The sequence below is a fragment of the Amycolatopsis sp. DSM 110486 genome, assembly GCF_019468465.1.
Classification (GTDB): domain Bacteria; phylum Actinomycetota; class Actinomycetes; order Mycobacteriales; family Pseudonocardiaceae; genus Amycolatopsis.
The window spans coordinates 8309220-8335669 of sequence record NZ_CP080519.1 but is presented as its reverse complement, the minus strand read 5'-3'; the positions used below and the strand labels follow the sequence as shown (position 1 = coordinate 8335669).

Annotated in this window: 10 protein-coding genes; 6 read left to right on the top strand and 4 right to left on the bottom strand. The window is 65.9% G+C overall.

Annotation, left to right across the window (positions count from 1 at the left end; all coding sequences use genetic code 11):
* Positions 1–79: 79 nt before the first annotated feature.
* Both K1T34_RS40255 and K1T34_RS40250 read right to left on the bottom strand, forming a co-directional pair.
* Positions 80–6514, bottom strand: coding sequence for an RHS repeat-associated core domain-containing protein (locus tag K1T34_RS40255; RefSeq protein WP_220239939.1), 6435 nt, complete (start codon positions 6512–6514; stop codon positions 80–82).
* Positions 6515–6613: 99 nt separating this feature from the next.
* Complete coding sequence (locus K1T34_RS40250) at positions 6614–10852, bottom strand: LamG-like jellyroll fold domain-containing protein (protein ID WP_255637910.1); 4239 nt, start codon at positions 10850–10852, stop codon at positions 6614–6616.
* Positions 10853–11450: 598 nt separating this feature from the next.
* Between K1T34_RS40250 and K1T34_RS40245 the strand changes: the two genes are divergently transcribed.
* From K1T34_RS40245 to K1T34_RS40220, 6 genes are all read left to right on the top strand, one after another.
* Positions 11451–12872: a recombinase family protein gene (locus tag K1T34_RS40245; protein ID WP_255637909.1), complete on the top strand. Its 1422-nt coding sequence runs from the start codon at positions 11451–11453 to the stop codon at positions 12870–12872.
* Between the two features lie 509 nt (positions 12873–13381).
* Complete coding sequence (locus tag K1T34_RS40240) at positions 13382–14107, top strand: NUDIX hydrolase (protein ID WP_220239938.1); 726 nt, start codon at positions 13382–13384, stop codon at positions 14105–14107.
* Positions 14104–15237, top strand: a complete 1134-nt coding sequence (locus tag K1T34_RS40235) for a 5'-methylthioadenosine/S-adenosylhomocysteine nucleosidase (protein ID WP_220239937.1) — start codon at positions 14104–14106, stop codon at positions 15235–15237. Before K1T34_RS40240 ends, K1T34_RS40235 begins: the two co-directional genes overlap by 4 nt.
* The gene (locus tag K1T34_RS40230) at positions 15234–17225 is read left to right on the top strand and encodes a hypothetical protein (protein WP_220239936.1); all 1992 of its coding nucleotides are present in this window, start codon (positions 15234–15236) and stop codon (positions 17223–17225) included. The genes K1T34_RS40235 and K1T34_RS40230 overlap by 4 nt, the downstream gene beginning before the upstream one ends.
* A gap of 508 nt (positions 17226–17733) precedes the next feature.
* On the top strand, positions 17734–18306 hold the full coding sequence (locus K1T34_RS40225) for a hypothetical protein (RefSeq protein WP_220239935.1): 573 nt from the start codon (positions 17734–17736) through the stop codon (positions 18304–18306).
* Positions 18307–18604: 298 nt separating this feature from the next.
* The gene (locus K1T34_RS40220) at positions 18605–19444 is read left to right on the top strand and encodes a recombinase family protein (protein ID WP_370643493.1); all 840 of its coding nucleotides are present in this window, start codon (positions 18605–18607) and stop codon (positions 19442–19444) included.
* A 474-nt stretch (positions 19445–19918) separates the two neighbouring features.
* On the opposite strand, the gene K1T34_RS40215 is transcribed toward K1T34_RS40220, so the two are convergent.
* The gene (locus K1T34_RS40215; RefSeq protein WP_220239933.1) at positions 19919–21847 is read right to left on the bottom strand and encodes an AIPR family protein; all 1929 of its coding nucleotides are present in this window, start codon (positions 21845–21847) and stop codon (positions 19919–19921) included.
* A gap of 425 nt (positions 21848–22272) precedes the next feature.
* A complete protein-coding gene (locus K1T34_RS40210) occupies positions 22273–26448 on the bottom strand; it encodes an AAA domain-containing protein (RefSeq protein ID WP_220239932.1) in 4176 nt (1391 codons plus the stop codon).
* Positions 26449–26450 lie beyond the last annotated feature (2 nt).

Sequence of the window (26450 nt, the reverse complement as noted above, 5' to 3'; positions counted from 1 at the left end):
CAGCGCCATATACTCCCTTCCGAGCACACCTTGAGACCCATTGCAATAACAATCTGGGCTGACATTTTCCTACAAACTACTAGGGTCGCATATTCCAACCCGGAGGCAGATCAGCCTCAGGAATATGGGCAGCTGTTGGACCGTGTCCACCAATAACTCCGGGCGTTTCGAATACGTGCCCGTGCGGCCCGTTGACTCCCTGATGTGCCTTGAAGTCGAAATGTCCAACAGCGTCGCCGTTGCCGTCAAAAATGGTGTTTTGGACGGGCGTTCCATCGCTTCCGGTTCTCGTATGGACAGAGTCCGGAGGCTGCCCGTTTCTCGGTGGTCGAACACTTCCTGAGGTGTGGCCGCCTACCGGATTTCCATTTTCGTCGAGGGAAATCTTGTACGGGCCGCTATCAGCGACGATGCCTTCGGCTGAGCCTTCGGCGGCGATGCCTTCGGCTGAGCCTTCGGCGGCGAAAGCAACCTGTCGCCCCGACGCGATCGCGCCCTCGATCAAGTGACCACCGGCCTCGGCGGCGATTTCGGCCCCGTGGGCGGCGGCGCCGACGGGCACGAACCACGAGCCGACTTCGACGACGCCCTTGGCGCATCCGAGGAGCGCGAAATCGCTGAAGCAGTCGTCTACGACGTCCTTGGCGCCGGAGTATTCGTAGATGTCTTCCCCGACGTCCTTGACGACGCCCCAGACCTTCCCCCAGAAGCCTCCGTCGTCGTCACTGTCGTCGGACGAGCCTCGTGCTGCACCGCCCGATGCGCCGTGGGCCTTCTGGCCTGGCTGTTGCTTCCCGCCTGAGGGAGGAGTTCCGTGGTTGGCGTAAACCGACCTATCCCTGCAGCCGCAGATGTTCGAGTCTTTCGTCGGACAGCTCCAGCCACCGACACGGCAGGCGTCGCCGCCGCTGAGTTTGCCGTCGGACTGGCGGCAGGCGCCGTCGGGCTGGAAAGGGCACAGCCCGGACGGGTCGGACATCCCGACGGGGTTGTCGTTGGCGTAGGAGTAGCCGTTCATCTGCTGCGGGCTGTCGGTGTTCAGCACCGGGTCGACGGTGGTGAAGCGGCCGGTGTTGGGGTCGTACTCACGCGCCCCGAGGTGCGTCAGGCCGGTCGTCGCCTGGTATCCGCCCAGGTAGCCGTGTTTGTCCGGCCAGGTGGAGGGGGCCGGGCCGCGGGAGACACCGTAGGGGTCCTGCCGGCGTTGGGTGACGGCGAGGGTATCGGCGTTGACGGTGGCGTAGGTGGTGTTCTGGGTGTCGGTCATCGACCACGACAGGCCGGTCCTGGCGTTGCGCTCGGCGACGGGGGCGCCGTTGAACGCGTAGAACCGGGTCCCGACCGTGCTCGAGGTGCCGGTCGCGCGGAACAGCTCCAGGTCGTTGAGAGTCAGGGTGGTGCCGGTCGGGTCCTTGGTGAACAGGAGGTTGCCGTCGGCGTCGTAGGTGTAGCTGGAGACCTTGCCGCTGGCGTCGGTGGCGGTGGCGATGTGGCCTTCGGCGTCGTAGGTGAAGGTCTGGCGCGTGTCGCCGGTTCCCTGGATGAGGGTGCGGCCGGCGGGGTCGTAGGTGTAGTCGGAGTGGGTGCTGCCGTTCGGGCCGGTGGTGTCCAGCGCCTGGATCGCGTGCGGCTGCAGCTGCCCGGCCGCGGGGTAGGTCGACGTCGCGGTGGTGTCACCAGTAGTGCCGTGCTGGGTTTGGGTGAGGCGGTTACCGGTCGAGTCGTAGGTCCACGACGTCCAGTACGGCGCGGCACCGCCGATACCCGTGACGCTGGGGGTGGTGGCGCAGTTGCCCGAGGTGGGGGTGAAGGCCTGGGTCACGCGCTGGAGGTAGTCGTAGCTGAAACATTGGGTGTCGGACGGGGCGTCTTGGGGCGTGTCGGCGATGGAGGTGGTGTTGCCGGCCGCGTCGTAGCTGTAGAAGCGGTTGGCGATCATGAAGTTCGTCGACGTGGCCCGCTCGGCCAGGGTCGTGGCCAGCCGGTTGGTGCCGTCTGCGTAGGTGTGGGTGACCGCGATCTGGTTGGGCAGGGTCGGATCCTGGTAGTTGGTCCGCAGAACCTGCCCGTAGGGGTTGTAGTCGGTCTCGGAGACCAACAGGGTGCCGACGCTGCCGGCGTCCTGGTACGTGGTGGGACTGTCCAGGTCGTCGTACCCGCTGAGCATGGTCTCGCCGGGCAAACCGCCCATCCCAGGGCTGCTGAAAGAACGCAGGACATCGCTGAGCGTGTCGTAGCGCCACGAGAACGAGTAGCTGCCGCCGAACCCGGTTTCGGTGATCGGGACGGTGAACCGGGAGTTGGTGACCCGGCCCGCGGTGTCATAGCTGACGACGGTGTTGGTGTAGGTCTTGCCGCCCGCGAATCGGCTGGAGCTGGTGAGCTTGTCCTTCAGCACGGTGTCGTAGGTCCACGACGCGAGCTTGGTTCCGCTGGTGGAATCCTGGTATTCGGCGGTTTTGCGGCCGAGGTTGTCGTAGGTGTAGGCCAGGGTGCGGCCGCTGGCGTCGGTGCTGGTCAGCATCCGACCGTCGTTGTCGTAGGTGAAGGAGCTGGTACCGGTGTCCGGGTCGGTGGCCGAGGCTTTCCGGCCGAGCAGGTCGTAGCCGGTGGTCCAGGCGTTGTGGCCGGTGGTGTCGGTTGTCGAGGCGAGTTGACCGTCGTGGGTGTAGGTGTAGCTGGTGGTGTCGGCCGGGTCGCCGGGGTTGGTGTGAGCCGGGTCTTTGTATTGCGCCAGCTGGACTTTCTGTCCCAGGCCGTTGGTGACGACGCTGCTGGCGGTACCGCCGTGGGGTGGGATGGTGGTGGTGCGGTCACCGTCGTACACGGTGGTGGTGCGCCACTGTTCCACGCCGTACAGCTGGTAGGCCGACGCCGTCGCGCGCCCGGCGCTGTCGAATGTGGACACCGTCGTGCTCGGAACGGTGTTGTCCGCGACCGCCAACAAGGTGTTCGTCGGCCCGGAGTCACCGTTCCAGTAGGCGTCGTGGGTTTTCCACGCCCGGCCCTGCGAGTCGTAGAAGGAGTCCGTGACGACCCGGCCGCCTTGCGCATACGAGGTCGGGGCCTGGGTTTGCACGGTACGGCCGAGCCCGTCGACCAATGCGTAGCTGGTGGCGTAGTGGCTGTTGGACAGCAGCGTGTTCGTGGCGACGACGCTGGGCTGGGTGTTGCTGACCGTGTAGGTGTAGGTGGTTTTGGCCGGAGCGTTGGCGCTCTTGTTGTGCCCCGGTGGCCAGAGCGCGGTCAGGCGGCCCAGTGCGTCGTAGGTCGCGTCGGTGCGCAGCCCGCTGTTGTCGACCTCTCCGGTGGTGGCACCGGTGATCAAATCGAGGTAACGGGTCGAGGTGAACGTGGTGGTGTCGGTGCCGCTGACCTGGGGCGTGGTGGTCGCGACCTGGGTAAGGGGACCGCCGGTGGCCGGCGTAAACGCTGTGGTGGTGGTCAGGCCCAGGGAATCGGTCGCGGACACCGCACGGCCGTAGTTGTCGAAGCTGGTGAGGGTCGCCGGGGACAGGAAGTGCTCCGCACCGCCGGCGGGCCAGGAGTCGACGGTATCGGTCTGCGTGACGTCACCGACCGTGGGCGCGGCGCCGAACGGTTGGTGGTCGAAGTAGGAGCGGGTGTCGGAGACGATGGTGGCACTGCTGGCAGGTGTGGCGCAGGTGCCGGAGCTCGTCTGGACCTGGCTCACGTAGTTGATCAGGTATGCAGTGGTGTTCGGCTTGTAGGTGGTGCGGGCGCAGGTGGCCTGGTTCGGATCGGCGATGTCGCCGTCGTCTTCGACCTGGGTGATCAGCCCGTAGCTGCCGAAGGTGTTGATCGTGCGGGTGGTCCGCCAACTGTTGGTGGCGGCGATCCACGTGCGGGTCTGAGTGGTGCCGGTGCCGGTGTAGAAGGCCTGCAAACCGTTGGAGTTCGTCGCGTTCGGCGCGGAGATCCACGGATCGTTGATCGTGTCGCCGATGACCGTGCCACCGAGGTAGGTCAGCGACTCGCGGGTGAAACTCGGCAGCGGCTGGCTGTCGGGGATGACCTCGCCGATGCTGTCGGTCACCGACACGCTCCGCTTACCGCCGCCGGGGAGTGTGTCCCCGTCCATGCCGCGTAGGTAAAGCGTCTGGGTGACCGTCGGCGGTCCTGAAGGATCGCTGGTGGCCTGTCCGACGGTGGTCTTCACCGTGCCGTAGCCACGCCACAGCGACCAGGTGCGGTACTTCGGGTCGCCGAGCCAGTTCTCGTCGTAGTGCCAAGCCCCGCCGCCGAGGTAATCGTAGTGCGTCACGGTCTGCTGTGACAGGGCCGAGCCGGCGCCGTTGCTGCCGGCGATGCGGCCGTCCTCGGTGATGTCGGTGACGAGGTACTTGTTGAACCAGTCCAGGACCGGATCGGTCGCGCCGCCTGGGGTCCAGTAGACCGGGTAACACGCGAGCGTGTTCGCTTCCGGGGCCGGCATGGTCATGCCGGGGGTGCACTGCGGGTCGGCGTACTTGACCGTGGTGACGCCGCCCTCCTCGTTGGTGACGGAGTCGATCCGGTTGCGGGTCAGCGCGGTGTAGTTGGTGCTCGGGTTGACGCGGTTCGCCAGGGCCTTCGCGTGGAAGGTCACCGGCGGCAGCGTGATCGAACCGCCGGCCTTCCCGGTCTGGGTGATCGAGTCCAGCCACATCGCCGGGCTGGATCCGTCGCCGCTGGCGGGGAAGGACTGAGCCAGCGTCCACTGGCTCACCGTCTTCCAGCCGGTGCCACCGTCGGTGACCTGCGTGCTCACCGACGTGATCCGACGGCGGGAGAAAAACGCCGGCGACACGTTGGGGCAAGCCGCACCCTGTGTACAGAGCTGGTCAGCAGGCACGTCGGGCCACGACGCCGCGTTCGCGGTGGTGAGCTGGGCCGGATCACAGGTGACGGCTCCGCCGGGCACACACCGTTCGGCCGTGTCGAACACGATCTGGTCGGGTGCGTGCGTGTACACGCCCGCGACCCGGGTGTTGAAGCCGTACTCGATGCGCTGCAGGTAGCCGCCGCGCACGTACGCAGTGCCGGCGCTGGTGGTGTTCAGATTGAGCCCGTAGTAGTTGGTCTCGGGCTGGTAGTACAACGTCGTGGCGTTGCCGTGCGGGTCGACCACGTAGTCGAGGTTCCAGCGCCACGCCTGCTGGCACCACGACGCGGCGAACGTGGCCGCGTTGCACGGTTCACCGGCGTTGTTGCCGAAGACCGGCTCCGTCCAGGTGGACTGGGTCTCGGGGTTGCCGGCCTGCCAGCCCGGCAGGTGGTTGAGCCCGAAGAAGTACTGGGTGCCGTCCACAGCGGTCAGCTTCCAGTGCTCGCCGCCCTGGGCGCCATTGCTCGCACCGGTCAGCTTCTCCACGCGGGAACCGTCGTCGGCCCGCAGATGCCAGGTGCCGGTGGCGGCGTCCTTCACCAGTTCGGTCGTCCTGCCGGCCAACGACACCGTCGCGTTGTCGGTCGCCCAGCACAGGTCGCCGGTCTTGGTCTGCCCGTTGTTGCCACCCAGATCGTCGCCGCAGGACTTGTACGAACGCTCGATGTACCCGCCGCCGCCCAGGGACCAGCCGTCGCCGATTTCCGAAGCCTGGTTGTTCGTCGCCGACGTCAGCCCGTCGACGGCGCCGGAGGAGTACTGCAGCGTCACGGAAGGCGCCGGGCCGCCCAGACCAACCGGGGCCGACAGCGGGTACGAGTAGTCGAATTCACCCGAGGAACCACCCGCGGTCCACGAACCGGACGGCGACAGCTTCGTCGCCTTGAAATCACCGCCACCGCTGGAGGTGTCCGACGTGGCCGCGAGCACCGTCGGCGTGGCAGACGACATCGGGGCCAGGGTGACTTCACCGGCAAGCTGCCCGGACTTGACGTCATTCGCCGAGTCGACCGGTGTTCCCCTGCGGCACTCCGGCTTCTCCGGCGTGCTCACCACACACGCCGGATACTGTTCGAACCGCAGCCGGCTACCGAAATCAGCACCATAAGCGCCGGCGAACGACCGATAGTCCACGACGACCTCGACCGGCCCGGACGTATCGCCCGACACCGGGGCGACCTGCACCAAAGTGCCGCGGATACCCGCCTTGTCGGCCACCGCGTGATCCACCGTGGTGACCTCGACCCGGGCCGCCTCGTGCTTCTGCGGCGCTGTGGCCGCCGTCGCACTGTAGGCGCCGGTCCGGCTGTCTCGGCCGTGGCCGCGGGTCACCGACACCTGCTGCCCGGCCGCCACCCGCTTCGGCGACGCGCCACCCTGTGCGGTAGCCGGCAGATCCACCTGGGCCTTACCCGCGGCAGGCCAATGCACCACCGGAACAGGCGCCGATGCGGGAGCCGCCGGCGCAGCACCGGACAACGCCTTCACATCCTTGCCCGCCACCGAGCGCTCGGCCTGCAGCGCGGGCAGATCCCATCCCAACCCATGCCAGCCGGTCGGCGCCGCGACCGCGTCCTGGCTCGACGCCAGCATGATCGCGGCGACCGCGACAGCCGTCGTGCGCACCCATCTCCTGATCCGAAAACTCCGTCTCGAGACGGTCATGATGGTCATCACCCTTGTCTGCACAGGTGGAACACAGAAATGGAAGAGCCCGCTGCTCGATTACAGGTTCAGGCGACCGAACGTCACGCCAGGATCGTCCGTTCGGGCATCGTTGCCGATGTCATTGGCAGTGCGAAGACCCTGATACACACGGACACCGGCCACACCGCCATACCACTGGTCGGACCGTTGGCCATTCCACACACCACGGCCGATGAACAGGTCACCAGTACTGGCCCGACTGGTGACACCCTGGCCACTCGCCGTCCCCAAGTAGGTGTTCTGCTTCTTGCCGTTGACGTAGAACGCCATCGTGCCGGTCGCCGCGTCGTAGGTAGCCGACAGATGAACCCACGTGTTGTCGACGGCGTCGGCGTCACTGACCGCCCACCACGCTCCAGGTCCGGTCGGCGATGAACTGATGAGCATCGTCCACTTGGGATGCGAAACACCGTTCGCATCCGCCAAAGGGTGGTACCCGAGCAGCTCGGCGGAGAACTGCGCATCATCCATCCCCACCACAGCCCGCCCGAACGGGTCGATCGCGCCGTGCGCTGCCACATCATCGGCAGTCCAGGAGTGATAAACCCACGCCTCGACGGTGTAGGACTTTTCCGTGCGCAGGTTCGCCGGCCGTCCCGCATCGATCTGTCCCGTCCCGGACCCGTCGAACCGCGCGGCACACGCGTTGTCATCCGCAGCAAGGCTCACGCCGCCAGATCCGGTCCCGGTCGCTTTGCTGATCGTGTCGAAATAGCGGTTGCCATACAGACCCGCGACCTGGTCGTCGGTGAGGACCTGCCCCCACGCCTGAACCTGATCGACTGAGCCCTTGAAGAAGTTCCCGACGCCGATGTTCGATCCGACCGTGAAAGCGTCCTCGGCGCTCCACACGGTGGGAACGGTGTTCTGGCCCTCGAGCTTTCCGTTGACGTACAACCTGACGCGCATCGATGCCTGGTCGAAGACCCCGGTCAGCAGGGTCCAGGTCCCGACCTGAGGCGGCTCGGTCCCCAGTGCCCAGTGGTAGTTGTCGACGGTGTCGTCGTCAGCCGTGGTCATTCCGAACACCCACCGGTTGACATCGGGCGAATAGCGCAGCTGGAACGCCGCCGTGTGCTGACCGTCCTGGGTGAACAGTGTGTAGTAGCCGTTCGCGTCGTCCAGCTTGGCCCACGCGGACACGGTAAAGGACTGCGTCGTGTCCACGGCCGGAGCCGCGGTGCCGTAGCCGGTGGAACCGTCGAAGTGCACCGCTCCCGTAGCCGGACCCGTGGTCCAGCCGTAGCCGCCATTGAGGGTCATGGTGTTGCCGAACGCGCTCGTGTCACCGGCGCTGCTGCCCGTGCCGTCGTCGAGAGCCCAGTTGCTCTGCAGCGACGGGATCGTCGTGTTGAGGACGTCGGTGCAGCCTTCCGCCAGGCCGTACTTCGCCAATGGCACCGCGGCGTTGGCCAGATCGTGCGCGTCCTGCGCGGACAGCACCCGCTGCCACACCTGCACGTCGTCCACCTGACCGGCCAGGAAGTCGGCCCGAGCCCCGTTGTACTTACCCGCCCCGATCACCAAGTTCCCGTTAGCCGCCCAACTCGTGATGACGTTGGTCGCCTGCTTGGCACCATCGACGTAGAGCGTCATCGTCCCCGTCGACGCGTCGTACGTACCGGCCACATGAGTCCACATCCCCAGTACAGGAGGCTTCGTTGACTTCGCTCGGACCACACCGGAGTTGGCCTGATCGGCGGACAACATGCTGAACGCCCAAGCGTTGTCATCTTTCGAGTACTGCAGATAGAACCCGCTGCCTTGGTTCCCGTCCTGAGAGATCACGGTCTGGAAACCATTGGTGTTGGCCAGTTTGACCCACGCGCCCACGCTGAAGGACTTCGTCGTGTCCAGCACCGCGCCGGTGGTGGTGACGTAGCCGCTGGAACCGTCCAAGGTCAGCGCGCCCTTATCGCCTTCGCTGTAGCCGGCGGTATCGGGATGGGTCCACGCGGTGCCGTGGTCGTAACCGGCAACCCAGTCACCACCGCCGATCAGGCTCGCGGTGTGCACAGCCAGGCCATCGTTGTTCGGCGTCGTGTTTGCCGTGTCGGCCAGGATCCGGCCACCCATCTCATCCAGCGGCCACGCCCCCACCAGCCCGACGGACGGGGTGTAAGGCAGCACATGGAAGGAACATGAAGCAGCATCGAGGTTGCCACTGGTGACACAGGTGGCGTCCGGGCCGGGCGTCCCGGCCTTGTTCACCGCCTTGACCTTGATGAAGTTCTGGTTTCCGTTGATCGCCAACGCGGACAGGTCCGCCGTGGCGACCAGATTGCCGTTCGCATCCGTGCCCTGGGTCGCCTTGACACTGGGCGAGCCCTGCGGCTGCGGCTCGGAACCGTCGGTGGTGTAGATGAACCGGTCGACGTCGTAGAACCCGGCGGTGGCCATGCTCGCCGAAACACCGAAGTGCACGCTGTCGTTCTGATGCTCCGGCGCCGTGCCGGTCATGCTCACCGTCGGCGCCCGCGGCACCACCGAGTCGACGGTAAACTCACAATTGCCCACCCACGGCGACGACAGCTGACCATCGCTGACCTGCATCGACCAGTTGTAGACGCCATCCCCCGCGATCCACCCGCCGGGAACAGCCGCGAGCTGCGCAGTCGCCGCCTGATTCGGACCCGGCGTACCGACCGTCACGGGGCTGCCGCTGTTGTCGTGGACATTGGTGCTGCTGCCCGCTGTCCCGGCACCCACCTTGAACCCGGCCAACAACGTGCCGCCATCGGGGTCGGACACAGACCCGGCCAGCTGCGGCGTCTTGGTGGCCACCCACGGCCGGCTCGCGCCCTGCACACACTTTCCCGTGCCGCTCTGCATCGACAGGTTCGTCGGCGTGTTCGGGTAGGAGTCGTAGTCCACCTGAAAATACGGGTTCAGATCGAACCGGCGCCACGCCGCGGTGGTGCCCTCGTCGCGCGCCGCGAGCGCGAACCAGGCGCTCTGCCAGTGGTTCGCCGCCGCGTCCTGCGCAGCCCGGAGCGCATCGAACTGCCCGGAAACGTTCGGCGCGTCGTGGCAGTTCGCGACGTTCATGTCCGAGACCCAGTACGGCCAGCTCGGCTGCTGGTTCCAGGTCGTGTTGCTGTTGCCGGGATTGGAGATCCACAGGCCGGTCGGCTGAGGGGTGCAGCTGTAGCTGTGCTGGATCGTGGTGTTCAAGGTCGCGGACTTGATCACCGTGCCGCCCAGGCGCGAGGTGTTCATCTGGATGTAGGACCGCGACGTCCCAGCGCTGTCGTAATCCTCGTACCCGGCCTTCAGGTTCGAAAGATCACCCGTCGACGCGTTCCAGTTGTGCGCGGTGGGAAAACCGGACTGCACCACGACGTGCGACTGGATCCCGCAGGAGGTGCACCAGTTGTCCGGGTCCAGGGACACGGGGTACTTCGTCTTCGGGTCGGCGAGGAACGCTTCGTCCGGGCTGATCGTCACCTTGTCCGACGTGAGCGCGAAGTCCATCACCGCCTCGCGCCGGCCGCCCCCTTCGCCCAACTGCTGCTCGGCGGTCGAGCCCTCACCGGACGAGTCCCACATCCGCGAGGCGTCACCAGCAAAGATGACCTCGCCGGAGGAGTTCTTGACTTCCAGACCGTCCGTCGGCGCCGTCTGGGCAGGCGTCCCCCGCCCGTCACCTTCAGCCACGGAAACGGTGGCGTTGTGCGTGTACAGCCCAAACGGCACGTCGTGCAGTTGCGGGTTCTGCGCCGCTTCGGGGGTCTTGATAACGAGGTTCTCGGTGTAGCCCTCCGTCGCCGCCTTAACCGTCAGGTCGACGCCCGGAAGAACCTCGGAATAAGTGGCCGTATCCCCGGACAGGGTGGGCTCCGGAAGGTCACTGGTCCACTTCAGACCGACCGCGGTGCCGTCTTCCCCCGCCTGGACAATGGGTTTCGTCGCGGATCCGGCGCCACCCGGATTGATACTGACGTCCACCGCGACGGCCTTCGGAGCGATCGAACCGTCGGGTCTTCGCTCCAGCGTCGTGTCTATCGGGGCCCAGGCCGTGCCCTGCTTGACCCGCACGGGGTTCGTGTACTCCGTCAACGTCCACGAACCATCCGGATTCGCGACCGTCTTCGACGTCTCCGTCGTCTCCGAGGTGACCTCGACCTGCTTATCCCCCGCCCGGGCGTACGCCGTCGCCGTCGCCTCATCCGGCGCCGAATCCGGGACATTCGCGGACGGCGCCGCGAGAACCGGCTGCACCAAGGCCACAGAGCTCAACACGACCGCAGCCGTCACGACGACAGCGCGCCAACGCACACCAACAGAACGCACGAAATTCCCCTCGCCAAGAGCACCAGCCGACTTGCTGGGCCCCCGACGAACCCGAGAGCACTCTGCCAAACAGCATTACCCACGGAAATAGACCAAGCGGCGTATTCAACGGATCATGGCTGTGCAACACAACACACGCTGAAAGCGACAAAGACGCAAATAAGACAAAGTCTGCCAAAAATCCATCTCCTTCGACCCCGAGCCGCCGGCGGCCGCACTCCGCAGCGACGGGACCACAGCTCCACGGAGGCAACGGCGACGCCCCATCCCCTCACCGGAACGGCCCGACGGCTTCCGAGCTATCACCCCCTCCAGCCCGGAACAGCGGCAATCGACCAACGACGCCGGACAGCGCCAACGTCGAGCCGATCTCCACCAACTGCACCGGCGGCCAGCAACGTGGTGCTGCCGCCGGTCGGAAGCCTGGTCGAATCGCCGTGACGGACGAGGTGCAAGGCGTCGGTTTCAAGGACCCACACACGGCCACGACCACGACGTTATACGCCCTTCGGGCCGGCGCCTCAGCTGCGCTGTTCGGGCGAACGTAGCCAGGCTCACCGTCATGGACCTGGAACCGGCGCATCGGTTCATCGTGTCCTCTCCGCCGCTACCCTCCAGGTCCGCGCCATCCTCAACAGCACCAGTGGACGTGCTTGCGCAGTGGATGACCACCGGCAAGCCCAGCCAACCCTCGCCCCTACCTCAGCCCCACGGCGGGTTGAGATTCGCCTTCTACGGCCGCACCTCAACCCTGCGCCACCAAAACCGCGTGTCCTCGCACGGCTGGCAACGCGACATGGCCGACCACCTCATCATGGGCCGCGGCCAGATCATCGCGGACTACTTCGACGCCGGCACCTCGCGTCGCACCCCCTGGCCACAACGACCCCAAGCCGCCCAGCTCATGGCCACGATCACCGATCCAAACCCCGCGGTCGACGCGATCGTGGTTGGTGAATACGAACGCGCCTTCACCGGAAACCAGTTCTCCACGATCTACGCCTGGTGCACCCGTCACCGCATCCAACTGTGGCTACCCGAAACAGACGGCCCAGTCGACCTCGGCAAGCGCGATCACCGCGCGCTCCTCGCGCTGCTGGCCACCCAGTCGCAACGCGAAGTTCTCCGCGCCCGACACCGCGTCCTGGCCGCCATGCACAACCAGGCCACTCAGCAAGGCCGTTACCTCGGCGGCCGACCACCCTACGGCTACCAACTCGCCGATGCCGGACCCCACCCCAACCCCGGCGACGCCCGCTGGGGCCGACGCCTCCAACGCCTCTCCCCCGACCCACACACCGCACCCCACGTGACCTGGATGTTCCGGCAACGCCTCGCCGGACACAGCATCGCCAGCATCGCCCGCAACCTCAACGACCGCGGCATTCCCTGCCCCTCCAGCGCCGACCCCCACCGCAACCGCCACCGAAACCAAGGCGCCTGGACACTGCGCACCGTCGCCGTCATCCTCGCCAACCCCCGCTACACCGGACGCCAAACCTGGAACCGCCGCGGTACAGGGTCGACCGATCCGACGTCAAAACCCGCACTGTCGGTCAAGCTCGCCCACCCAGCCCTCGTCACCGAGCACGACTTCGTCGCTGCCCAGCAGACCCGAGCGGCACGACCATCCAACGACGGCCGGACCCACCAGTTCGCCCTCGCCGGCCTCATCCACTGCGGCATCTGCCACCGACGGCTGGACTCCCACTGGAACCACGGACGCCCCACCTACCGCTGCCGCCACGGCCACCGCAGCACCCAAGGCCCAACCCAGACTCGGCCGAAGACCTTGTACATCCGAGAAGACCATCTCATCGACCAGATCAGCATCCGACTCGGAGACCAAACCACCACCGGCCACAACGAACCCGCGCCAAACCGAACACAACCCAGCCGCATCGCGACAGCGCTACGCACATCAGGAACGTTCGTTATCTGCGACCACGCCGGTTGTCGACTCGAAACGATCAACTCGACCTGAGCCGCACATCAGGCACAACCACCGAGATCGTGATTCGCGATCCGTGGGGTAATACTGTGTCCGAGGACGATCTTGCACGCTAACCACAACGCTCCGGATCCCGGCTGACCTGCAGGTTCTCACTCGTCTTCCCCGAAGCCACCCAACGCCCCATGGGGTAATTGAGTGTCCGAGAGACGATCTTGCTCTCTATCCACACGCCTCCGCCTGACCGTAAGAATGACGGCAGTCCAATGTGAGTTCGAATCACGGCGACGGCTCGGACGACATCTACATCAGTGAAATGGCTTCTGAGCTGTGGGCTTCACTGTGGTGGGGATCGTCAGCTGTCGCCGGGTACGTCGGGGTGAGTCGACGTGACGGCGGAGTTGGCGCGGGAGCGCACTGGCTTCCGCTCGAACGGCGGAACGCTTGGGCAGCGCGTGGTACTCGGCGTACTCGCTCACGGTATAGGAGTACCTCGAGTGACCCCTTTACTGTCATATGGACAGTAATCTACTATGGTTGCCATGGCTGGTGATCACTGGACTCCGCCGCCGGTCTTGCTCGCAGTCGACTTGGTGATCTTCACCCTGCGCGAGTCGGCGCTGCAGGTGCTACTTGTGGAACGCGGCATCGAGCCGTTCAAGGGCGCGTTCGCACTGCCTGGCGGGTTTCTCGCCGACGAGAACGAGGACGTCGTCGCCGCGGCGGGCCGGGAGTTGTACGAGGAAGCCGCTCTCGATGCGGCCGAGTTACATCTGGAACAGCTGGGCGCATACGGCACGCCGGGCCGGGACCCGCGAGGACGAGTCATTTCGGTGGCCTACCTCGCGATCGCGCCGCGCCTCCCGGAGCCGCAGGCAGGCACCGACGCCGCGCGCGCGGTCTGGGTGCCGATGCCGGAGATCCTCGACCGGCGGATCCGGCTCGCGTTCGACCACGAGCAGATCCTGAAAGAAGGCCTGGAACGAGCACGGGCGAAACTCGAGAGCACGTCACTGGCCACCGCGTTCTGCACGAGTCCGTTCACTATCAGTGACCTGCAGCAGGTGTACGAGGCTGTGTGGGGTGCCGAGCTGGATCCGCGGAACTTCTACCGCAAAGTGCAGGCCATCGACGGCTTTCTCGTGCCGGTCGGCGAGGAGCGGCGAGCCGGCCGCGGACGCCCGGCGAGGCTGTTCCACGTCGGCGAACGAGTGACTCTGTGGCCGCCGCTCGTGCGGCCCGCAATAGCCGCGGAAAGGGAGCAATGAGCGACGATCTGATCGTGATGCTGACCGCCTTCAACACGGAATATGAAGCGGTCCTGTCCAGGCTGAACGGCGTCGAGCAGCATTGGCACGACAAAGGCACGCTTTTCGAGATTGGCGCGGTCAAAGGTACTTCCTGTCGGATCGCGCTGGGCCTGGCGGGCAAAGGAAATCAGGCCGCTGCGACGCTGGCTGAACGTGCCATCGAGCACTTTTCCCCGGCAGCGTTACTCTTCGTCGGCGTGGCCGGCGCGTTGTGGGACACGCCGCTCGGGGACGTCGTAGTGGCCACACACGTACAGGCGTATCACGGCGGTACCAGCGAAGACGACGGATTGAAGGCCCGCCCACGGGTATGGGAGATCGCGCACGACGTCAGTCAGGTCTCCCAGTACGTCGCGCGGACTCGCGAGTGGGAGTGCGATGTCGCGCCCGGGACGCAGGTGCATTTCGGTGTCATCGCCGCGGGCGAAGTAGTGCACAATTCTCGGTTGTCCGCGGAAGCGCGCTGGATCCGCCAGCACTACAACGACGCCATGGCGATCGAAATGGAGGCGGCCGGCGTCGCGCAGGCCGGCCACCTCAGTGGCTGCCCCATCGCGATCGTCCGGGGAATCAGCGACCTGGCCGACGGGGCCAAGAATTCGACTGCGGACCGGAATTGGCAGCCGGTGGCTGCCTCACACGCGGCGGCCTTTGCCGTGTGTCTTGCCGAGCAACTGATCCGAAAAGGGGAGTACCGGACCATGAACGAACGTACGACCGGGCATCGCGGCTCAGTGCACAACTACGCGGCCGGGCAGGTTGGTATCCAAGCGGTAAACGCCATCGGCAACACGGTGCATCAGAATTCCTCCGGGCCGATCGGCGGCGCCCGGGATCTGGCGGCCGAACTGGTGGTCGTGCGAGCCGACCTCGACAGGGAGCGGGCTCGCGGACAGGTCGACGACGCGACTTACGGCGCGGCGTGCGCAGAACTCGACCAGGCCGACGTGGCGCTCGGGACGGACGGCCCGGAGCGCAAGGACAAAGTGGTGCTGGCGCTCAAACGCCTGGGCGGGCTGGTGTCCGATCTCGCCGGGCTGACTGCGAAGGTCACCGCCCTGATCGCCGCGGCCAAGGGGCTGGCATGACCGGAACTCCACCGGAGGGCACTCCCGAACCCGGCCACAACACCGGGATCAGAGGGCACAACGTCGTCAATTCAGTCGTCTACCAAGATTCCATCCACTACGACGTGTCGCCGGATTCGCCTCCATCGAAGAAGTACGAGGTCGGAGTCTCCTATCTCCGGGAGGGGTGCCCGTCGCTCGCCAGGAAGCTCATCGCCGATGCCAGGGCGAACGGCTACGACGGCGGGCAGGTCCGGTTTCACATGATGCTCGCCTTGCTCAGCAAACGGTCATACCGCGACCTCGACGACGAAGAACGGCAACAGCTGGCCGCCTTGCCGCAGGCCACCCATAAACTGCCCGCCGACGAATGGACCCGTGCACTGGTCGCGGTGTCCGCAGTGCTGGCGTGCTATGAAGACCCCAGTCTCGACCCGGTCTCAGCGCGGCGGAAGCTGCACGGGGTCGCCGCGGAACAGCGCCAGGAGATCACCAAGCATCTCGACCTCGTGCTCACCGCGAGCCTCCGCGAAAGCCTGTGGGCCGAGACTCGGCAGAACGCCGAGGTCAGCCGGCTCGCCGGCGGACGGCTGGACCGGGTCTGGGCCTACTTCCATCCCATCCCGGCCAAACCGAGAGCGCGGCTGGTGTCGCCGTCGACAGTCAGCGCACGCGACCGCGTCCGAGCAGCGCTCGGCACCCTCGTCGCGGTCGGCATGCTGGGTTATCTGGGGCGGACCATCCTGTCGAGCGGGCAAGCGCTGCCGATTCTCGCCTACGTGCTGCTCGTTGCGCTCGGGGTCGTCGCCGCGCGCACCGGGCTGGAGTGGCGGCATCTCGCGGGACGGCTGGCTGCGAAGCAACGGGCCTTTTCTCGCTTTGGTGCCCGCGCGTATTACGACGAGCCGGGGTTTGCTCGGAGCGTCGACCACGAGGTCAGGTATTACTTCGGGAAGTTCGTGCCGCACGGCATCGAGCGGGAAGCATGGCTGCGGGAGAGCGCGGGATTCCAAGCGGCGCTGCGCAATGAACTTGTCGACATCTACCGGGAAACCAGGACAGAGGCCAGCCGGGTGCACTGGCTGATCCGCTTCCACGCGCGGGACGCACGAAAGCGCTGGAAGCACGGCACCTTGTTCGACTACCGCGAGCAGTACCGCGTTCGGCCGGTTACGCAGATGTCCTGTGTGTTGTCATGCGTTGCCGTGCTTGCTGGTAGCTTGTACGTCGGGTCGGTCGCTGTCCGAATCGAGATCTTACCCAACGCCGCAGCGGCGGTGCTGGCTTTCGCCGGGGCCTGGGCGGCCGTTTCGGGCTGGGGACACATCTTGTGCGAGCGCCGCCGGATCAGCGACCAGGAAAGGGAACGGGAGCGGATATTTGCGGCCAGGAAGGATGAATACCGTCGGTGGTCTCAAAAGCTGGATAATACCCGGCCCAGTGAAGAGGAGATGGAGGACTGGCTCAGTTATGATCGCATCATGGTCCTCGACAAGGCCCTGTCGCACTACAAGCTGGCCTGGCGAGACGTGCTCGCATATGCGTTCCTGCAGACCCCCGGAGACCACTCCAAACGAGCACGGGTGCGCAACGGGCCCTGGCGGTATTCGAAATACGACCTCCGGCTTTTTCTGATCACTGTCGACGGAGTGCGGGAATGCATGGCCGAACTCGACTTCGAACGGGTCCGATTCGGCGACGAAGCGCGCACCAACTATCGCTTCGACGCGGTGTCGTCGGTGCACGTCGAAATCACCGACGAGCTGCGGCACGCCCTGGAACTTACCTTGATGAACGGACAGCCGCGCCAGATCCGAGTGATCGATGACCAAGTGGGCGTCGGAGAGGGCGAGGATCCCAAGAAGATGGCCGACCTGAACCTCGATAACGCGGGCTTCAAGCACACGCTGCACATCCTGGAAGGAATTGCCGCGGAAGGAAAAGGCTGGATCGACCGGGATCCGGACATCAGGGCGCAGCGCCGCGCCGGCGTGCCCGGCGGAGCCTGAGCTGGCCCGGCAGGGTCGGGTTACGAGGGCAACCGCGAAGCCCCGGTCAACCGCAAGCAAGCACCGCGTGCTGGACACGCGCGTGGACGGCGCAGGCGAGGTGGTGGGGAGCGGATCACGCTGCGGGTTCCTCGCGTGGCCGAGCACGCTGCGCTCGGCCACGACACGACTGTCCAGAGCACCCGGGCCTCGCCGCCGACACAAGGCACCTCAGCGTCGTGCAGCCGTCGTCGACCAGGTACCACTTCAGCGCCTGCGCGGTGATGACGATTTCGTCGTGCAGCAGGCGCAGGGCCCCGTGAACTCCCGACCGGGCGTGGGTGGTAGCGGCAGCCGCCGTCGCGCGGGACCGCACCTGCCTAGATGTAGCCCCTCACCGAAGCGGGTGGAGTCGGGGCGATCCGATAGTCGCACATCAGCACCATGTCCACCTGGCTCCGACAGCGGGCCACGGACAGCGGCGGTCAACGGCTCGCAAAGATCCCCACCCACGCAGAACGCCGTCCCGATGGCGCGCACCACCGCCTTTGGACAGCGCGTCGGTCGTCGAAGGATCGCGCGATCGTTGCTCTGTTCGGGCGGTGGTCGCTCGTCTGTCGTCATCGGTCAGTCCCTGCGCGGTTTCGGTTTCGGACCGACGGAGGGAGCTGCGGTGGGCGGATTGACTGGTGCGGGGTTTGCCGGGGCTGTGGCTGCTCGGCGTGGTGTGGCGCGTGCTTCTGACCGGGCGCCAGAAGGTGCGCGGTTTGCGTTTTACGGGCGGATGTCGACCAGTGAGTTCCAAGACCCGCGGACGTCTCGTGCGTGGCAGCGCGCGGTGGCGGATGAGTTGGTCGAGGGTGTCGGCGAGGTCGTGGTCGAGTTCTTCGATGAGGGCCGGTCGCGGCGGTGGTCGTGGCCGGAGCGTCCGGCTGCGTCTGAGTTGTTGGCGGCTGCGGAGAGCCGGGATCGTGCGTTTGATGCTGTGGTGGTGGGTGAGTACGAGCGGGCTTTCCACGGTGACCAGTTCCGAGAGGTGGTCGCTCGGCTGGATGCGGTGGGTGTGCAGGTGTGGTTGCCTGAGGCTGGCGGCCCGGTGTAGCTGGGCAGTCCTGTTTATCGAGGGTTGATGACGCTGCTGGGCGCTCAGGCGCAGCGTGAGGTCGTGCGGACTCGGCACCGTGTCATGGCAGCGATGCGTGCGCAGACACGGTTGCAGGGGCGTTTTCTTGGCGGTCATCCTCCTTACGGGTATCGGTTGGCAGACGGCGGGCCTCATCCGAACATGACCCACGCGCGATGGGGTCGGCGTTTGCACAGGCTCGAGCCGGACCCGGAGACCTCGCAGCGGGTGCGATGGATGTTCGCCGAGCGCGCCTGCGGGCCGGTCGATCGCGTCGTTGGCGCGGGAGTTGAATGAGCGTGGTGTTCCGTGCCCGTCGAGCGCGGATCCGGCGAGGAACTCCCACCGGTCGGGGGCGCGGTGGATTGTTCGCACCGTCGGGATGATCTTGGAGAACCCGAGGTACACCGGCCGGCAGGTCTGGAACCGTCAGACCACCCAAGGCCACGGCGCCGGTGGACGTCCGAGTGGTCGTGGCTCGGGCGCTGTGCGCTGGAATCTTGCGGGGGCGTGGGAGGTGTCCGAGCGTCTGGCTCATGCCCCGTTGGTCGACGAGGACACGTTCATCGCTATCCAGCGGATTCGCTCCGGGCGGCACACCAAGGATGGCGACACGCGCGAGTACGAGTTGTCCGGGTTGGTCGTTTGCGGGGTATGCGGTCGTCGGCTGGAGGCGCACTGGGTTCATGGCCGCCCGGGGTATCGCTGCCGTCACGGCTACAGCACGGCCGCACCTCGGCCGGCTCATGGGCCGGCTCATGGGCCGCGCAATGTCTATGTGCGGGAGGATCACCTTCTGGTGACGTTGGCGGGCCTGCTTCACGAAAACGGACAGGCCGACGACCGCAGCCCGCGCGAGATGCGTGAGGACCTTCGTAACCGCGGGCTGGAGATCCTGTGCGGTCACGAGACTCGCGAACTTCGGCCGGCCGTCGCGCGGCAGGTCACCTACCCGCCAACACAACCGGATCAGCTGCCCCTCGAATTGGACTGCAGTCACCACACGGGCACGGCACCGGAGCACCGGACGGTGGCCGCTGACGAGCATCGCCGCGCATTCCCTGCAATCGGCGAGCGACCGATACCATCAGGCGGTGTTAGCCATGGACCGATATAGAGATTACCCCACGGATCTGAAGATTCGTGGGGTAAAAGAGTGTCCGAGACGATCTTGCACGCTAACCACAACGCTCCGGATCCCCGGCTGACCTGCAGGTTCTCAAGTCGTCGACCCCGAAGTCACCGCACGCCCCATGGGGCAATTGAGTGTCCGAAATTGCACACACGCCTCACACTGTGACGTATTCAGGCGATGAGGCAGTGTGTGTGGCTGCTCGTAAGACCTGATCGCGGGATCAACGCTGTACCTGCCGGTCAAGGCGTCGGACGCATGCTTGTGCCTTCGCGACGAGCACCCACGCGGGATGACGGCGACGTGTCAGAAACTTGATTGGGGTCTACCGGTGCACAGTTTGCATGCGGTGACAGCCGCCTGCCGAATCACATTCGGCTTCGGCGTCAGAGGTCGCCAAGCATGGGGGCGTACACGCGATACTGCCGGACAGACTCCGTGACGACCTGCCGGTCGTCGCTATATCACCCCAGCCTTTGTGACCTCGCGGTAGGTTTTTCCGTCGCTGGTGGTCCAGCCGTCGGCGCCGTTGACCGAATGGCCCAGCAGTACAGCGGCGGCCTGGCTGGGTGACTCGAACGAGGCGTCACGGGTCAGGCGAAGAAAGCCGCCGTCTTCGACGAAAGCCAGCGAGTCCCGAAGATTCTGCCGATGGCGGAGCTGTGTCGTGCTGAGTGAACTCTGGTCGGTGGCGGTGGCGGTGGCTCCGGCCCGCACCAGAAAACCACCGTCACATATCCCGCCGACCGCTCGGTAGGCGTCCCGGACCAGCAGCCTGAACGCCGGTTCTGATGGCCAAGGCAAGTTGACTTCGGAGTTGTCGTCCGGCACGGGCAGTCCAGAGTGGTCCAACAGATCGGACACCCACTTCTTGTCCCTGAGTAGGTTCGCTACGTCCCTCCAGGGATTCTTGGACGCCGGCTTCGCGAGCAGTCTGTGGTCAACGCTCGCCGCCAGCGCACGTACAGCCGCGACAGTGTGCTTCTCAACCGACGGCATCCGGTCGCCCCAATCCGACCGGATGTCTGCGATCCCATCGTCGCCAAGCTGTCGGAAGACGATGTGCGCGATGAGCAGCTCGCCCAGGACGGCAACGTTCTTCATTCGCTGACTGGTCAGCACATCGTCTTGGTGGAGAGCCTTCCTGATCATGCGCAGAGCCAACACGCGTCGCCAGACTTCGGTCGCGGACGTCTTGTTGTTGAACAGCTCACGGTAACTCTCACCCTGGGTCTTCCACAACGACGAGACGTCATACTTGGCATCGACGAGCGTAGGCACGTTGTGCCGGCCGCATGCCATCGCGATCGTCGCCTCCAGCACAGAGCAGCCAGTTTTATCACTGGGTACGCTGTCATTCGCGCGAATCGAGTACGTACGACCCCATGTCAAGGTGAATTCGTCGCGTAGTCGCTGCTGCACATGGTCCATGGCCAGAAAGTCGCGGGGCACCATCGGATTGGCACGGTTGGTTGCGTACGCGATTCGCGCGCCGAATCGCGGCCCTTTCGTGTCAAGGGCGACGAACCGGATTGGAACTTGCGCTTTAGCAACGGAGTCACGGCTATACTGCATCGCCCTCCCGATACTACTGACCGTCTGGGCACCGTTGACGATCCGCAGGTTGGTGAATTCGTATGGCACTTCTCTGCCGTTTATCGGCGCGCGCTGCCAGCGCTCACACAATGCGGTAACGCCGTTGTTGAAATACCAGAAGTTTTCCGGCTCGCGAAGCAGGCACTCAACGATCTCGTCATTGACGTTACTCGTCATGTCGACGCGCACGTTGTCGTCGAAGATTGCCCTGCCGTGGTCCGTAAACCACTCGCCGAGTTCGGCTGCGCTGATGGTGCCCTGCAGCGCAGGATATTGCTCGTCAACGGGCCGGTTCCGTAGCAGGGGTGCCGAAACGGCCACGCCCCGCCGTGTCATGTTGGCTTCGAGGTGCCCGACGAAATCCTTGAGCAGCAGCCACTGGACGTCGACAGAAATTTCGGCTCCGATATCGCGTGTGACGGCCTCGTCGATTTCCTTCCTGGTGTTCGGCGGAACCGGCCGGTGCCCACTGGTCGCGAAGACCAAGCAGACCCTTGCACCGGGAGTGGACATCACAGGGTCGATTTCGTCACGATGTCGGTTCAGCAAGTTCTGCGAGGCAAGTTGTCCTGCCCGGAGTTTAGCGAACCCGGTTACCAGCTTCTTCGCCTCTTCAACCTTGAAGGTGTGGCTTCCGTCGGTTGACCATTTGGCCTGTATCAGGTGGAGTACCCGCGAGGATGGGGCAGCTGTCGCTACGGCGAATCCGTCGATGCCATCGTCAAGGAAGTAGTCGGTCACGCGTTCGCCCGCATCACGGTCGGAGACGCCGGCGACGATGTGGGCGGCCATGGCAGCGAGCCCACGTGATCGCAGCTTTTTACTATCTTCCTCGGGATCCCTGCCGTCAATACCTTCTCGGTGCACGTGACGGGAGAATCGCTCGTCCAGTGCCCTGGCAAGCTGGTGTAGTTGTGTCGAAAGCTGTGTCACTTCTCTCCCCACAAAGTTCTCACGATTCTAGCGGACCCGTCGCTACCGCTGCGGGATAGGTGCATCTATGGGAGTGCCGAACTGGACCGTGATGCTGCGGGTCGTGGGAACGGTCAGCTCCGGTATCTTCGATCAGGCTCATCGGCTGACTCCATCAGATCGGCCTTGCGTAGCGGCGAGGTGTTCTGTCACGTTGAGCGAGGCCACGCCGACGGGGCTGGCCCGGTTGCAACGCCAAGGTGTCCGGACAACCGGAGGAAGCTGATCCCATGCACCTCGACGAGCTACCGCGGAGCCGAGAACGGCAATCGCGTGGCCAGCACGTCGAAGTGGCGTTGGCTGGACCATGCTCGCCGGTCACCGATGACGTAGAGACGACGTTTCGCCCGGCTGGCCGCGACGTTGAGCAGATTGGGTTTGCTCGCCGCCCAACGACGGGCTCCAGGGCGCTGAGGATCACTGCCGAGCACGAGGACCACAACGTCCGCCTGCTTTCCCTGGGCCGTGTGGATGGTTCCGGCCACCAAGTCGGGATAACGGTCACTGCGCCGGCGAACTCGGTCTGCAACGTCCCGGAACGGCGCGATGACCATGACGTCGGACATGTCGAAATCCAACGCACCGAGGGCCGCCAGGATCCGATCCAGCTGCTGACCCTCCGCAGGTATCCAGTGGCCTTCGGAGTGACTGGTAGCCACGTCGATCCACTTGGACTCGGGTAACGACGGGTACTCCTCGGTGAACCGGTCGGCGTGCGCCGACGTGTTGCCGTGGATCATCAGCCCGTCGTACGCGATGTCGTTGGCGATTCCGAACATCGGCTCGTCGCAGCGGCGGTGCACGGTCAACGGCGCGCCTACCCAAATTTTCCCGTCGTCCGAAGGCAGCAACGTCCCCAGGTGCGTGAGGCGGTCAGCCACGCGTTGCACGGACGTGCGGCCCGGCAACCACTGCTCGTCGACGCCGAGTTCCCGGCGAATGGCCTGTTCGGCTCGGAACGGTACCGTGGTGATTGGTTCGAGTTGCAGCGGGTCGCCGACGATCACCGCGCGTTTCGCACGCCAGAGGGCTCCGACGGCGCTCTGTGGTGTCGCCTGCCCGGCCTCGTCGATCAGCAACCAGCCCAATGTCTCCGCGCCCAAGTGGGAGAACATGCGAGCGAAGGAAGAAAACGTCGTCGACACCACCGGAACCACCAGGAACAGTGCCTGCCACGCCGCCAGTGCGGCGTTCTGGGACAAGTCTCGCGGTGCGCTGCCGGACAACACGTCCATCGCACCCTGAAGGCTCTGACGCATCTTCGTCGGTACGTGCCGGAGGAAAGCCTTGTGCAGACGCAAAGCCGCCAAAAACAGATCCGTCCGCGCCGAGTTCCATTCGGAGTCGGTCCAGAGCGCCGTCAACTCGCGGCGAGACCGGTCTTCGAACCAGCTGCGATCAGGGAAGTGCGGCCCGAGGACTACCTCCGCGCCCGTGAGTTCGGCGAGCAGAGTATTCAGTGCGTGCTGTGCCCGCTCCGTGCCCGTCTTCGCCCGAGCGTGTACTCCGGCGGCGGTACTGGCTTCGTTCGCCAGTCGGGCTGCCACCTGACGGGCCAAGTCGAACGCTCGTTCGGCAGCGGTGAGTTCTCCAGCCAGCTTCGAGTCGCGGTTTCGCCATTCCCGCAGGGCGCGTCCCCACGAGGTCAGCCACTCCAGGAACCCCGGCCGGAACCGCTGGTGCTCGATCCGCAGCCCGGTGAGGCGCCGGCCCTCCGCGTACCAGGCCTGCACGCGACTGTTCGCTTCGGCGAGCGGAGCGCGGATGCCGTCAAGCTGTCTTCCGGCGGACGACAGTTCCTCTTGACATTGCCTCAAGTGCTTCTCGGCCTCCGGCTTTTCACACCAAGTCCGGTAGACGCGATCCCGCTCGGTCTGGCCCGCTTCGGCGCGCTCGAGCGCCCGGTTGAATTCGGCTACGGCTTCCGGCCACGTCTCGGACGGCGTCGTCCGCTCGTAGTCCTTGAGGATGGCCAACAGACCGGCTTGCGCGTGGTCGAAGGCAGTTGCGTCCTCGTCTTCGTCGTCCTTCGGCGCGCCGTCGTTCGCGCCGGCAGTCTGCTTGGGTGGTGTGCGGAACCAGAACGCGTCGACGAACCGACTGCGGTTGGCCTTGTTGCCCAGCCGCGCGGTAAGCAGGGCCCAACCACCCTCTTCTTCGTCTACCTGCTGCGAACCGCGGTTCGCAGGGTCGTTGTCAGTGGCGAGCAGCGCTGACGCGGTGCCCGCGAAGTAGTCGATCTCCTCGGCCGTCCGACGCCAGTGGTCGTCGATGGCCTCCCGTGCCGGCATCTCGTTCGTGACGTTCTCGACGGCGCCGTTGTTCGCCGACCCGACGACCATCTCGAACCCGGTGAGCTGGGGCCGGAGGAGGTGGATCACCCGTTTGTAGTCACCGGTCAGCCACGTCTCCGTCGTGCCGGCGAACGCGTCGTCGGGCCGGTTGAGTCCTGCCAGGGCACCAGCCCGCTCGACCACCAGCGCGGCGACAAGGTCTCGTAGCATGGTGGTCTTTCCGGTGCCAGGCGGTCCGTTGACGGCGAAGATCCGCCCGGCACCGTCCCGCGGCCGCACCGCGCTGGTGACCGCCAGCTGCTGCCCGAGCGCCAACGAGTGGTCCGGGCTGCTCGGCCACCGTCCCAGCGGGATCTGTCCGGGCGAGGTGGCGTGCAGCACCGCGTCCGGTCGGTCCCGCACGTCCACGCGGGCCCCGAGATCTACCTCGGCATCAGGGCGGAGGTAGTCACGAAGAGCCGCTCCGGCGCCGCCCCGTGCGGCGCTCGCCGCCACGGCGACCAGGTCGTCGGCGATCATGCTGTTGAGGAAGTCGTGGCCGTCCACGCTGAAGGCGTTGCGCTTGGCCACGATCTGGCTGTGCACGCGGATCTCACCGTGCGGCACCACGCTGGCGAGCCGGACGAGGTCTTCGACCAGCCGGAAGCACCCGGCGAGCAATTCCTCGTCGGCCAGGTTCCCCACCTCGTGCACCCGCCCGGACTGCCGGGCCTCCCGCACCGTCTCCCTGCCGGGCGTGACGAGATCCTCGAACAGGGCGGCGAAGTCATTCCGGGTTCGTTCGAATCCGCTCAGCCAACCGGGCTCGTCGGGCCCGGGGTTGAGCACGCGGCCGGTCGCCCACGCACAGCTGGACAGCACCTGCGAGTCGACCAGCGGACGCCCTGTTCCCGAGACGACGAACGCCGCCAAGGCACTCTCCCCCGCGGGGCGCTCGTCGTAGCTCATCTCGTCCGGAGGAAACACCGAGTTGAGGAAGTCGAAGACCGGCTCGAGCTGGTAGACGCCCAGGTAGACCGTGTGCCGCCAGGCTTGTTTCGAGGTCAGCCGGTAGCGCGCCAGCTCGTGATCGGGGTCCCACGGCAAGGGCTCACCGGGCACGACTGAGGTCACCCTCTCCCTCCGGTTCACCTTCTTCACCGGCTGCGGGCTGAACATCTCCACCGTGCTCCAGAACTCGACGATCGCCGCGCGGTCCGCGTCGGTCCCGGGCGTCGGCCGCGATCCAGGCGGCGACGCGCCCGGCCGGCGCCGGACTTCGGGCGCCTTCGCTGGTGAGGCTCCTGCCTCGACGAGCACCCGAGCCAACGTGCTCGTCCGGGTCCGTGAGGACACGGGAGGCGGGTCAACGGCCTGTTCTGTCTCGGGTTCCGAGGCGCTGTCCCCGGACGCCGCTGAAGCGCCGCGCACCAGCGCCAGCCGACCGGCAGTGTTCGTCGCCCGGCGCTGAGGTGCCGGCAGGCCAAGCCCGACCAGCCGTCCGTGCACGTGCTGGTAGATCTCGTCGAGTGTGCGGGGCTCGGGTTCGGCCAGCGCGCTCAACAACGCACCGGTGAACGCCGTATGCCGGGCCCCGGCCGGAGCGTGGGAAGGAACGTTCGCCGAGCTGGACGTGAGGGTGTAGGTCCCGGTGAGGGTGAGCTGACCGGTCACAAGGCTGCTGGGAGTAGCCATCGCCGCGATCGCTTGCCCCGAAAAGCAGCAGTCCAGGATCAGGACCCGCGCCCGCGCGCGGGCCTGGCCCAGATCCTGCTTGATCCGCGCTATCGGAAGGCCGCTGTACCCGACGTTCTGCGGCTCGGTGTCCTCGAGCCCGAGATGCAGGCTCCCGTCGTCGTCAAGCAATCCATGACCGGCGTAGTAGACCACCAAAAGGTCGGTGGCCTCGCGGGCGGCACGGCCGAGCGCCATGCCGACTTGGGCTAGCGATGTCGGCGTGTCAAGGCCTTCGACAGCGCAGTGTTCTGCACTAAACAGCCCGGTCGTCGGGTCCGTCAAGGCGTCCCGCAGTGCTGCCAGGTTATTCGCCACCGCGGGAATGGCGGTCAGGTCCGCCGCCCCGTAGGTGCTCGTGCCGATCAAAACCGCTCGGCACTTGCCGGCCTCCGGGAACCAGGGAGTGTCCATCC

Excerpts from the sequence above, each read along its gene's own strand:
- K1T34_RS40245 (WP_255637909.1), top strand. The coding sequence starts at position 11,451 with ATGGACCTGGAACCGGCGCATCGGTTCATCGTGTCCTCTCCGCCGCTA.
- K1T34_RS40240 (WP_220239938.1), top strand. The coding sequence starts at position 13,382 with ATGGCTGGTGATCACTGGACTCCGCCGCCGGTCTTGCTCGCAGTCGAC.
- K1T34_RS40235 (WP_220239937.1), top strand. The coding sequence starts at position 14,104 with ATGAGCGACGATCTGATCGTGATGCTGACCGCCTTCAACACGGAATAT.
- K1T34_RS40230 (WP_220239936.1), top strand. The coding sequence starts at position 15,234 with ATGACCGGAACTCCACCGGAGGGCACTCCCGAACCCGGCCACAACACC.
- K1T34_RS40225 (WP_220239935.1), top strand. The coding sequence starts at position 17,734 with ATGGCGCGCACCACCGCCTTTGGACAGCGCGTCGGTCGTCGAAGGATC.
- K1T34_RS40215 (WP_220239933.1), bottom strand. The coding sequence starts at position 21,847 with ATGGCCGCCCACATCGTCGCCGGCGTCTCCGACCGTGATGCGGGCGAA.
- K1T34_RS40210 (WP_220239932.1), bottom strand. The coding sequence starts at position 26,448 with ATGGACACTCCCTGGTTCCCGGAGGCCGGCAAGTGCCGAGCGGTTTTG.